The 11,089-nt window shown below is 65.7% G+C and carries 11 protein-coding genes and 1 pseudogene; all 12 read left to right on the top strand.

What is annotated here, in order from left to right:
• On the top strand, positions 1 to 562 hold a 562-nt coding region (locus EGJ34_RS17895; protein WP_148100516.1), incomplete at its 5' end, for a flagellar hook-length control protein FliK.
• Positions 563 to 794: 232 nt separating this feature from the next.
• Positions 795 to 1,328 (top strand): flagellar basal body-associated FliL family protein, encoded by a 534-nt coding sequence (locus tag EGJ34_RS17890; protein ID WP_185750231.1) that lies wholly within the window; start codon positions 795 to 797, stop codon positions 1,326 to 1,328.
• A gap of 10 nt (positions 1,329 to 1,338) precedes the next feature.
• Positions 1,339 to 2,346 (top strand): flagellar motor switch protein FliM, encoded by a 1,008-nt coding sequence (fliM, locus tag EGJ34_RS17885; protein WP_125361822.1) that lies wholly within the window; start codon positions 1,339 to 1,341, stop codon positions 2,344 to 2,346.
• Complete coding sequence (gene fliN, locus EGJ34_RS17880) at positions 2,343 to 2,678, top strand: flagellar motor switch protein FliN (protein ID WP_125361821.1); 336 nt, start codon at positions 2,343 to 2,345, stop codon at positions 2,676 to 2,678. Before fliM ends, fliN begins: the two co-directional genes overlap by 4 nt.
• A 2-nt stretch (positions 2,679 to 2,680) precedes the next feature.
• The gene (gene fliO / locus EGJ34_RS17875; protein WP_185750233.1) at positions 2,681 to 3,076 is read left to right on the top strand and encodes a flagellar biosynthetic protein FliO; all 396 of its coding nucleotides are present in this window, start codon (positions 2,681 to 2,683) and stop codon (positions 3,074 to 3,076) included.
• Entirely contained in the window at positions 3,073 to 3,861 is a 789-nt protein-coding gene (gene fliP / locus EGJ34_RS17870) for a flagellar type III secretion system pore protein FliP (RefSeq protein WP_185750230.1), read from the top strand. Before fliO ends, fliP begins: the two co-directional genes overlap by 4 nt.
• 7 nt (positions 3,862 to 3,868) lie before the next feature.
• A complete protein-coding gene (locus tag EGJ34_RS17865; protein ID WP_017356083.1) occupies positions 3,869 to 4,138 on the top strand; it encodes a flagellar biosynthetic protein FliQ in 270 nt (89 codons plus the stop codon).
• Between the two features lie 8 nt (positions 4,139 to 4,146).
• Positions 4,147 to 4,938, top strand: coding sequence for a flagellar biosynthetic protein FliR (gene fliR, locus EGJ34_RS17860; protein WP_125361819.1), 792 nt, complete (start codon positions 4,147 to 4,149; stop codon positions 4,936 to 4,938).
• 242 nt (positions 4,939 to 5,180) lie between these two features.
• Complete coding sequence (locus tag EGJ34_RS17855; protein WP_125361818.1) at positions 5,181 to 7,322, top strand: EAL domain-containing protein; 2,142 nt, start codon at positions 5,181 to 5,183, stop codon at positions 7,320 to 7,322.
• A gap of 87 nt (positions 7,323 to 7,409) precedes the next feature.
• Positions 7,410 to 8,540, top strand: coding sequence for a flagellar biosynthesis protein FlhB (gene flhB, locus EGJ34_RS17850; RefSeq protein ID WP_125361817.1), 1,131 nt, complete (start codon positions 7,410 to 7,412; stop codon positions 8,538 to 8,540).
• A gap of 23 nt (positions 8,541 to 8,563) precedes the next feature.
• Positions 8,564 to 10,645 carry a flagellar biosynthesis protein FlhA gene (flhA, locus tag EGJ34_RS17845; protein ID WP_185750232.1) on the top strand — a complete coding sequence of 694 codons (2,082 nt, stop codon included), beginning with the start codon at positions 8,564 to 8,566 and terminating at the stop codon, positions 10,643 to 10,645.
• 148 nt (positions 10,646 to 10,793) lie between these two features.
• A pseudogene (locus EGJ34_RS17840) lies at positions 10,794 to 11,089 on the top strand (flagellar biosynthesis protein FlhF); the annotation flags it as partial.

Genomic DNA, 11,089 nt, shown 5'->3' with positions numbered 1-11,089 from the left:
TCCCAAGGCACTGGCCGACGCCCTCACCGCCGGTGCGGCCGACGCCGACGCCCCGGCCACCCCGTTCCTGCACGCCCTGCAGACCGCCGCCGAGCTGAAGACCGGTGCCGCCAGCGCCCCGTTCGCCGGCAGCCCCACCGCCACCCCGCACGTCGGCGGCGAGTCCTTCGACGAAGACATCAGCGCCCGCATCGGCTGGCTCGCCGACCAGAAGATCGGCCACGCCACCATCAAGGTCACCCCGCACGACCTCGGCCTGATCGAAGTCCGCCTGCAGATGGACGGCGACAAGGTCCACGCCAGCTTCAGCAGCGCCCATGCAGACGTCCGCCACGCCCTCGAAAGCACCCTGCCCAGACTGCGGGAAATGCTGAACGACCAGGGTTTCCAGTTGGGCAATGCGGATGTGGGTCATCAGCAGACCGCGCAGGATGGGAGGTCTGGTGGTGGTGGCAGTGAGCGTGGTGGGATCGGGGGTGGCGATGAACCGGGGATGGTGGAGACCACGATCAGTTCGGCGCAGTTGATGCGGCAGCGCGGGTTGTTGGACGCGTACGCGTAATCGAGAAAGCACCAGAGCCGGCGTCGATCCAGGGTCATGCGTTACAGAACGCGGAGCCGTTCACGGCAGTCGTCTTACGACCGACTCTACCGCTTCTGGCTCCGTCACCGACCCACTGTCCAGGGCAACGCAGAGCCAGCGCTTTTGACGTTCGCGGAAGACGTCAAAATCCCGACAACGGGAAACCAGCGCGATTCGGCACAGCGCTTGCATGTAGCCAGGAAGCAATCCAATGGAGCTTCCCCTCGTGGCCGCAGCCGCTGACAAAACCAAGAAATCCGCCGACAAGGACAAGGCCGCCAAGCCGCGCAGCCCGTTGCTCATCAGTGCCCTGATCGCCGTCCTCGCCGCCGGTGCTGCCGGTGGTGGCGTCTGGTACTTCACCCAGAGCCACGACGAGAAGGCCCCCGACAAGAAGGCCGCTGCCAAGCCCGCCGTGCCCGCCCCCGCCCAGTACTTCGGGCTCGAGCCCCCGTTCGTGGTCAACCTCAGCAGCAGCTTCGACGGGCCCCGCTACCTGCAGGTCGAAGTCCAGCTCATGACCCGCGACCCCGCCGCGCTGGAGGCCCTGAAGCTGCACGCCCCCGCCATCCGCGCCAAGCTGCTCATGCTGTTCTCGCAGGTCGAGCCCGCCCAGATCGCCGACCGCGCCGGCAAGGAAAAACTGCAGGCCGACTCCCTGGCCGAAGTGCAGAAGCTGATGAAGGCCGAGACCGGCAGCAACAGCGTCGACGAACTGCTGTTCACCAGCTTCGTCACCCAGTAAGGGCCGCCCCATGAATGACCTGCTTTCCCAGGACGAGATCGATGCCCTGCTTCATGGCGTCGACTCGGGTGCGGTCGAAACCAAAGACGAAGGCGTTCCGCCCGGCGAGGCCCGCAGCTACGACTTCGCCAGCCAGGACCGGATCATCCGCGGTCGCATGCCGACCCTGGAAATGGTCAACGAGCGCTTCGCCCGCCTGTGGCGGATCGGCCTGTTCAACCTGATCCGCCGTTCCGCCGAACTGTCCGTGCGCGGCATCGAGCTGATCAAGTTCAATGACTACATGCACTCGCTGTATGTGCCGACCAATCTGAACCTGATCCGTTTCAAGCCCCTGCGTGGCACCGGCCTGATCGTTTTCGAGCCCACCCTCGTGTTCGCCATCGTCGACAACTTCTTCGGCGGCGACGGGCGCTATCCCACCCGCATCGAAGGCCGCGAATTCACCGCCACCGAAATGCGCGTCATCCACCTGCTGCTCAAGCAGACCTTCGCCGACCTGCGCGAAGCCTGGGCACCGGTCATGGATGTCGAGCTTGAGTACATCAACTCGGAAATCAACCCGCACTTCGCCAACATTGTCACCCCGCGCGAATACGTCGTGGTCTGCCGCCTGCATGTCGAACTCGATGGCGGTGGCGGCGACATCCACGTGACCCTGCCGTACTCCATGCTCGAGCCCATCCGCGAACTGCTCGACGCCGGCATCCAGAGCGATCGTAACGACCGCGACGAAAGTTGGGGCGTCATGCTGCGTGAGCAGCTGAACATCGCCGAGGTCACCCTGTCCAGCGTGCTCGCCAGCAAGCGCATGAGCCTGCGCGAGTTGACCCGGCTCAAGGTCGGCGACGTCCTGCCCATCGACCTGCCCAACCAGGTGCCGGTCTGCATCGAGAACATCCCCGTGTTCACCGGCCAGTTCGGCGTCGCCAATGGCATGAACGCCGTCAAGATCACCGCGACCCACCCGCCGGGCACCCGCCCGCGCGTACCCGTCATCCAGGAAGACCCGCAATGAACGACATCGAAACCAACGAACCGGCCGCCGCCCAGTTTTCCGACCTGCACGCCGAAGATGCCGGTGCCCCGGACCTGAACCTGGACGTGATCCTGGACGTGCCGGTGACGCTGTCGCTGGAAGTCGGTCGCGCCCGCCTGCCGATCCGCAACCTGCTGCAGCTCAACCAGGGCTCGGTGGTCGAACTGGAACGCGGTGCCGGCGAGTCGCTGGACGTATTCGTCAACGGCACCTTGATCGCCCATGGCGAAGTCGTGGTCATCAATGATCGCTTCGGTGTGCGCCTGACCGACGTGGTCAGCCCCAGCGAGCGGATCCGGAGACTGCGTTGATCATTCACGCGCTCGTCGCCGCCGGCGCGCCGGCGGTCAAGGTCGGACAGCACGCCGCCGCCGCACCCAGCATGTTCGGGGCCATCTTCGCCCTGCTGGCCGTGCTGGCACTGATCGTCGGCCTGGGCTGGGTGCTCAAGCGCATGCCCGGAAGCGGCTTCAAGCCCGCCGAGGGCCTGCGCGTGGTCGCCAGCCTCAACGTCGGTGCCAAGGAGCGCGTCGTGGTGGTCGAGGTAAACGGGCAGCAGCTGCTGCTGGGCGTCACCACCGGCGGCATCTCCACCCTGCACCAGCTGCCCGAAGCCCTGCCCACCCCCGAACCGGCCCGCCTGCCGGACCTGAAGAACCTGCCGAATTTCGCCCAGTTGCTGCAGCAGCGGCTGCGCAAGGAAAAATGATCATGCGTGGCCCCCGAGCGTCCTGGACCCGTTACCTGCCGTTGCTGTTGCTTTTGTTGCTGTGCGCCCTGCCTGCCCTGGCAATGGCCGCGCCCGGCGCGCCGGCCGTGCCTGCCCTGCCGGACGTCAACGTCGGCAAGATCGGCGGCCAGAATGTGAGCCTGCCACTGCAGACCCTGCTGCTGATGACGGCGATCACCCTGATCCCGTCGATGCTGCTGGTGCTGACCGCGTTCACCCGCATCATCATCGTGCTTGGCCTGCTGCGCCAGGCGCTGGGCACGGGCCAGACGCCCTCCAACCAGGTGTTGCTGGGGCTTGCGCTGTTCCTCACCGCCATGGTCATGCTGCCGGTCTGGCAGAAGGCCTGGGGGAGCGGCATGGCTCCCTATCTCAATGGCGAGATCGATTTCCAGACGGCCTGGACGCTGACCACCCAGCCGCTGCGCGCTTTCATGCTGGCGCAGATCCGCGAAACCGACCTGATGACCTTTGCCGGCATGGCCGGTCACGGCACCTATGCCAGCCCTGACGCCATCCCGTTCCCGGTGCTGGTGGCCTCGTTCGTCACCAGCGAGCTGAAGACCGCTTTCGAAATCGGCTTCCTCATTTTCATTCCGTTCGTGATCATCGACCTGGTCGTCGCCAGCGTGCTGATGTCGATGGGCATGATGATGCTCTCGCCCATGCTGGTCTCCGCGCCGTTCAAGATCCTGCTGTTCGTGCTGGTCGACGGCTGGGTCCTGGTGGTCGGTACGCTGGCTGCCAGCTTCAACGCGGTGTAAGGCAGCCATGACCCCCGAACTTGCCCTCACCGAATTGCGCGGCGGCCTGATCACCGTACTCTGGGTTGCCGGCCCGCTGCTGCTCACCGTCCTGATCGTCGGCGTGGTGGTCGGCGTGGTGCAGGCTGCCACGCAGCTCAACGAACCCACCATCGCCTTCGTCGCCAAGGCCGCCGCACTCACGGCCGTGCTGTTCGCGCTGGGCAGCCTGCTGATCGGCCACCTGGTGGAGTACACCACCCTGCTGTTCCAACGCATACCCCATCTGATCGGATAGCCAACACCATGGATTCCGCCACCCAGATGGCCGCCGACGGCCTGCAGGCCTTCGGCATGATCGGCACCATCCTGTGGACCATGCTGCGCATCGGCGCGATGATCATGGCCATGCCTCTGGTCGGCACGCGTGCGGTGCCGGCGCGGGTGCGCGTCATGCTGGCAGGTGCGCTGGCCATTGCGCTGTCGCCGATGCTGCCGCCGGTACCGGAGTGGACCGGCTTCGATGCCGCCACCGTGCTCAGTATCGCCCGCGAACTGGCGATCGGCATCTCCATCGGCTTCCTGCTGCGCCTCCTGTTTGAAGCCGGCGCACTCGCCGGTGAGCTGATCGCCCAGGGCACCGGTCTGGCGTTTGCACAGATGAGCGATCCCATGCGCGGCGGCAGCTCCGGCGTGATTGGTCAGTGGTTCTACCTGCTGTTCGGGCTGTTGTTCTTCACTGCAAACGGGCACCTGGCCCTGATCTCGCTGCTGATGGACAGTTACAAGGCCGTGCCGATCGGGGCCTCGCTTCCTGACCTGGATGCGTTTCTCAGCGTCGCCCCGACCTTCGTGCTGCAGGTTTTCCGCGGCGCGTTGTCGCTCGCGCTGCCGGTCGTAGTGGCCATGCTGGCCATCAACCTGGCCTTCGGCGTGCTCGCCAAAGCCGCTCCCGCGCTGAATCCCATCCAGCTGGGCCTTCCGGTTTCCCTGTTGCTGGGCCTGTTCCTGCTGACGGTACTGGCAGGGGAACTCGGACCGCCGGTCCAACGCTTGTTTGATGCCGGCTTCCAGGCGGCCGACAGCCTCACGCACTGATCATCCACTGCTCAGACTTGATTATCAGGCGTGCACGCGGCGTGATTATCTCGCCGCTTCCGCAGTAATCACGACTTTCTGACAAATATTACCCTTTCAGGTATTGCATACCCCCCGGGGGGTGTGCGTACAGTTTGCGCGCACGACAACGGGGGCCGCTGTCAGCCGCAGTGGAAGCGTCAACCGAAAGGTCTTGGGATGGAAACTTTCGATTACTACGTGCTGGGCTAGGAGAATCATCAATGCTCGTCGGCAACTACACACCGTGGTTGGTCGTCGTTTCCTTGCTGGTCGCCATACTGGCCTCGTTTACCGCGCTGGTCATGGCCAATCGCATCATTACCGCCGTTACACCGCGGCAGGGCCAGCTGTGGCTGCTCGGTGGCGGTTGCGCGATGGGGCTCGGCATCTGGTCGATGCATTTCATCGGCATGCTGGCGTTCCGCCTGCCGATTCCGCTCGGGTACGACATTCTCTGGACGACGGTCTCGCTGCTGGCGGCGATCGTTTCCTCGCTGTACGCATTGTGGCTGGTGTCGCGCCCGACATTGCCGCATTCCCGGCTCGCGTTCGGTGCCCTGCTCATGGGGGCCGGCATCGCGTCCATGCACTATCTCGGCATGGCTGCCATGCGCATGCAGCCCGGCATCGACTACCACCCGGGCTGGGTCACGCTGTCGCTGGTGATCGCCGTGGCCGCCTCGTGGGTGGCACTGTTCGTGGCCTTCCGCCTGCGCCACCACGACAACCGCCTGCGCCACCGCGTACCGCCTGCGATCGTGCTGGGCATGGCGATCGTGGGCATGCACTACACCGGCATGGCTGCGGCACGCTTCCCGGCCGACAGCATCTGCGGTGCCGCTGCCGGCGACGGACTGCACTCGCAGTGGCTGGCCACACTGGTGATGATCCTCACCGTCGCCATCCTCGCCGTCGTGCTGCTGGTGTCCTGGCTCGACCAGCGCATGCAGTCGCAGCTGCTGCGGCTGCGCAACCAGGACCTTCGCAGCTCGCTCAATGACGCCCACGCCGAACTCAGCCAGGCCGCGCTGCACGACCCGCTGACCCGACTGCCAAACCGTCGCCTGCTGCAGCAGCACATCGAAGGCGCGCTGATCGAGGCCGAACAACGCGGCACCCGTTTCGCGGTGATGTTCATGGACCTCGATGGTTTCAAGCAGGTCAATGACGCCTACGGGCACCAGACCGGCGATGCGCTGCTGGTCGCCGTGGCCGAGCGCACCGGCCAGCTGCTGCGCGACACCGACGTCCTGGCCCGACTGGGCGGCGACGAGTTTGTGATGGTGGTCAGGATTGACGGCGACGAGGATGTGGCCGCCCTGGCCAGCCGTATCATCCAGTCCATCAACAGCAGTCGGCTCGTGCCCAGCCATGACCTGCAGGTGACCGCCAGCATCGGCATTGCGATCTGCCCGGACCACGCCGCCAGCGAACGCCATCTGATGGGCTATGCCGACGCCGCGATGTACCAGGCCAAGGAAGCCGGACGCAACGGGTTTGCGGTGTTCGCCGAGTGGATGAACGACAGCGCCGAACAGCAGTTCCGTCTGCTGGCCGACCTGCGCAGCGCGATCGGCAGCCCGCAGTTGTTCCTGCACTACCAGCCCAAGCTCAGCGTGGCGCGTCACATGGTCAGTGGTGCCGAAGCCCTTATCCGATGGCGACATCCGGAACAGGGGCTGATTCCGCCGGAACGGTTCATCCGGCTGGCAGAGCGCAGCGGCATCATCAACGACATCGGCCGCTGGGCGTTGAACGAGGCCTGCCGCCAGCTGCGCCAATGGCATGACGCCGGGCATGACCACTGGACCATGTCAGTGAACCTTTCACCCATCCAGTTCAGCGCGCCGCAGCTGCTCAGCGAGGTGCGGGACGTGCTCGCCCGCCACCAGCTTGAACCGCGCCGGTTGATCCTGGAAATCACGGAAAGCACCGTGATGCGTGATACCGAGGCCAGCCTGCGCCTGCTGCAGTCTCTGGCACGACTCGGCGTGGGTATCTCCATCGACGATTTTGGTACCGGCTATTCCAGCCTGTTGTACCTCAAGCGATTGCCCGGCTCGGAGATCAAGATCGACCACGCCTTCGTACGCGAGCTGGAGAACAGCTCGGAAGACGTGGTGATCGTTTCGGCCATCGTCGCGCTCGGCCATGCCCTGGACATGGACATCGTCGCCGAGGGGGTGGAAACCGCCGGGCAGCGCGCCTACCTGGAGCGGCTGGGCTGCGACTACCTGCAGGGGTATCTGCTCGGGCACCCGGTGGATCCGGCGCGGTTCATACAGCTGCACGGTCTGCCGCGGCCACGCATCGAGGTGGCGGCCGGCTGGAAGGCACCTGACGGCGGCGACTTCCTGAATTGAGGGCTTGGGCTGCCCCGCACGGCGCCACGACACCCCGAGCGGCACGGATCTTGCACGCACCCGGGTGATCCCCCGGGTGCGTGACCGATGTCCGACGAAGAACAAGCCGGCGAAAAAACCGAACAACCTACCGAAAAACGCCTGCGCGATGCCCGTGAAGAGGGCAATACCCCGCGCTCGCGCGAACTCGGCACCGCCGCCGTGTTCGGGGCCGCCGTCGCAACGTTGATGGCCTTTTCCGGAACGATGGCCAGCAACTCGCGGGAGTGGATGAAGACCGCGCTGACCCCCGAGCCGGGTCTGCGCCTGCATCCACAGGCGCTGTTCGGCCACTTCGGCGAGCTGCTGCTGCAGCTGCTGGTGGCGATGTGGCCGCTGGTGCTGATCTGCCTGCTGGCCAGCCTGCTTTCGCCGCTGGTCATGGACGGCCTGCGCTGGTCGAACAAGTCGCTGATGCCGCAGTTCAACCGGCTCAGCCCGATGTCCGGCATGAAGCGTCTGTATGGCCCGGAAGCCATCGCCGAGTTCATCAAGTCCCTGCTGCGCGTGGCCTTCGTGGGCGTGGCCGCGGGCCTGGTGGTATGGCACGGCATCCGCGGCCTGCGCGACCTGGTCCACCAGCCCCTGGAGGCGGCCATCGTCAACGGCCTGGGCTTCACCCTCAAGCTGATGCTGGCCACGGGCGGTGCGATGGTCCTGCTGGCTGCCATTGATGCGCCTTACCAGCGCTGGAACTGGATGCGGAAGCTGAAGATGACCCGTGAAGAACTGCGCCGGGAAATGAAGGAAAGCGAGGGCAGCCCGGAAATGAAGGGCCGCATCCGCCAGATGCAGCACCAGATGGCCAACCGTCAGATGATGGAAGCGGTCCCCACCGCTGACGTCGTGGTGGTCAACCCCACCCACTACGCCGTCGCCCTGAAGTACGACGGCAGCAAGATGGGAGCCCCGACCGTGGTGGCGCTCGGGGTGGACGAAACCGCCCTGCGTATCCGTGAAGTGGCCGATGGCAACAAGGTGCCGCTGGTCTCGGCTCCGCCTTTGGCACGCGCCTTGTATCGGGAAGGGAAACTCGGCAAGGAAATTCCCGTGAGACTGTATTCGGCCGTGGCCCAGGTCCTCTCCTACGTCTACCAGCTGCGCGCCTGGCGCGGCGGCCCGATGCCGGCCAGTCCGCGCATCGATGTGGATGAATTCGGCAACGGAGGTCGCCCATGAGCGCCCAGCCCGCCCATCCCGGCATGAACGCGCGCAAGGTCCTGGACATGGTCCGCAATGGCCTGGGAGCCCCGCTGATCGTGCTGGCCCTGCTGGCCATGGTGGTGGTGCCGCTGGCCGCACCGGTGCTGGATGCCCTGTTCACCTTCAACATCGCCATCTCGCTGATGGTGCTGCTGGCCGTGGTGTACGTGAAGCGCCCGCTGGACTTCACCATCTTCCCGATCGTGCTGCTGGTCACCACCATGCTGCGGCTGGCGCTGAACGTAGCCTCCACCCGCGTCATCCTGCTGAACGGCCAGAACGGCCATGACGCGGCGGGCAAGGTGATTGCCGCCTTCGGCGAGTTCGTGATCGGTGGCAACTATGCGGTCGGCATCGTGGTGTTCGCGATCCTGACCATCATCAATTTCGTGGTCATCACCAAGGGTGCCGGTCGCGTGTCGGAAGTGACCGCGCGCTTCATCCTTGATGCCATGCCCGGCAAGCAGATGGCGATCGACGCCGACCTCAACGCCGGTTTGCTGACGCGTGAAGAAGCCAAGGTCCGTCGCGAGGAGGTCCGTGAGGAAGCCGACTTCTACGGCGCGATGGACGGTGCCAGCAAATTCATCCGCGGCGACGCCATCGCCGGCATCCTGATCCTGTTCATCAACATGCTCGGCGGCCTGGCGGTCGGTGTACTCCAGCATGGCATGCCATTCGGCGATGCCGCCGCCACCTATACCCTGCTGTCCATCGGTGACGGCCTGGTGGCGCAGCTCCCGGCACTGCTGGTGTCCTCGGCGGTGGCCATGCTGGTGACCCGCGCCTCGCGCTCGCAGGACATGAGCCAGGCCATGATGGGCCAGGCGTTCGGCCAGTACCGGGCGCTGGCCATCACCGCCGCCATTCTCGGCGTGGTCGGGCTGGTCCCGGGCATGCCCAACGTCGCCTTCTTGACGCTGTCCGCCATCCTTGGCTTCATCGCCTGGAAAGTATGGAAGAAGCAGCAGGCACCGGCCACCGCGGATGCGGCACCTGTCGACCCGAATGCACCGGTGATCGGCCTGCCCGGAGGCACCCCCTCGCCCACCGCCGAACTGAGCTGGGACGAACTGCGCCCGGTCGACCCGCTCGGCCTGGAAGTCGGCTACCGACTGATCCCACTGGTCGACAAGAACCAGGGCGGCGAGCTGATGGCGCGGATCAAGGGCGTGCGTCGCAAACTGACCCACGACATCGGCTTCCTCATCCCCTCCGTACATATCCGGGACAACCTGGAACTCGGTGCCACCGCCTACCGCCTGCTGATTCACGGCGTGCCGGTGGCCACGGCGGAAATCCATCCGGATCGCGAACTGGCGCTCGACCCCGGCAGTGCCCTGGGTGCGCTCGAAGGCATCGCCGGCAAGGACCCGGCGTTTGGCCTGGATGCCACCTGGATCCAGCCGCACCAGCGGGCGCATGCCGAATCGATGGGGTACACCGTGGTCGACCCGGCCACCGTGGTCGCCACCCACATGTCGCACCTGATCCGCGAGCACGCCCCGGAGCTGCTCGGTTTCGAGGAGGCGCAGCAGCTGCTGGCCAACCTGGCCAAGAGCGCCCCCAAGCTGGTCGAGGACCTGACCCCGAAGGCACTGCCGCTGTCGGTGGTGGTGCGGGTGCTGCAGAACCTGCTGATCGAGCGCATCCCGATCCGCCAGCTTCGCAAGATCGCCGAATCGCTGGTTGAGAACGCGCCGCTTAGCCAGGACCCCGGCGTGCTGACCGCCGCCGTGCGCAACGCACTGGGCCGTTTCATCGTCCAGGAGATCGCCGGCATGTCGCCGGAGCTGCCGGTGTTCACCCTCAACCCGCAATTGGAACGGGTCTTGCAGGAGTCCACACAGGGGAATGGCGCCGCGCTGGAACCCGGACTCGCCGAGCGACTGCATCAAAGCCTGGCCGAATGTGTCGGCAAGCAGGAAGCGAAGAACGAGCCCGCCGTGGTGCTGGTCCCCGCCCCGGTCCGTGCCGCGCTGGCACGCCTGGTCCGCCACAGCGTTCCGTCGCTGTCGGTCCTGGCGTACAGCGAGGTCCCCGAGGACAAGCGGCTGAAGCTGGTCGGCACGATCAGCTGAGCCGGAACTCCGACAGTACAGCGTCAGAAAACAGACACCACCACGAACATCACGCAGCAGGAACAGAAGGGAACCCCGGACCGTGCAGACCAACGACAACCAGCGCATCCCTTCCGCCGAACAGCCGCCCAAGTCCCGGTACCACAGCATGAAAATCAAACGCTTCGTCGCTCCCGATATGCGCTCGGCCATGAATCTGGTGCGCAAGGAACATGGCCCTGACGCCGTGATCCTGTCCAATCGCCGGATCGAAGAAGGCGTGGAAATCGTCGCTGCGGCCAACTATGACGAAGGCGCGGTGCAGCGTGCGCTGGAAGCAGCGCGCAAGGACGTCGCCCCGCCGCCGCCGGCCCCGCGTCCGCGCAGCGCCGCCGATGCGATGATCGCCGCGGTCACCCGCCGCAAGACGACCGCACCGGTCGCCGAGCCGGTCGCGGCCACCAC

The sequence above is a fragment of the Stenotrophomonas sp. 278 genome (assembly GCF_003935715.1).
Taxonomy (GTDB): domain Bacteria; phylum Pseudomonadota; class Gammaproteobacteria; order Xanthomonadales; family Xanthomonadaceae; genus Stenotrophomonas; species Stenotrophomonas maltophilia_AH.
This window is presented reverse-complemented; position numbering and strand designations above follow the sequence as displayed.